This window comes from Paraburkholderia sp. SIMBA_054 (assembly GCF_046534875.1).
Classification (GTDB): domain Bacteria; phylum Pseudomonadota; class Gammaproteobacteria; order Burkholderiales; family Burkholderiaceae; genus Paraburkholderia; species Paraburkholderia hospita.
Window position 1 is genome coordinate 1 of the sequence record NZ_JAWRXV010000864.1, and the last position, 268, is coordinate 268.

Below are 268 nucleotides of genomic sequence, written 5' to 3' on the forward strand. Positions count from 1 at the left end.
CGGCTGGTTGTCGCGACCGACAAGCCAGGTTCCGTCGCCCTGGCCGGTAACGGCGATTGCCGCGGTGCGTTCGGCAAGGCCGGGCATCTTTGCACCAAGGTCGCGCAAGGCGCGCGCGCAGTCTTGCCATGTCAGGGAAAGCGATTGTGTGACAGCGCCATGTTCGCCGGTATCGTATTTGTTGCGAACGGCAGCAGATTCGATCTGGCGTCCGCTAAGGTCGAAAGCGACTGCCTTGAGCACAGACGTGCCCGCGTCGATCCCGATG

At 63.1% G+C, this 268-nt stretch carries 1 protein-coding gene; it reads right to left on the bottom strand.

Annotated features, from left to right (window positions below):
• A partial coding sequence (locus tag SB822_RS57580; RefSeq protein ID WP_410859171.1) for an FGGY family carbohydrate kinase occupies positions 1-268 on the bottom strand: 268 nt, incomplete at both ends.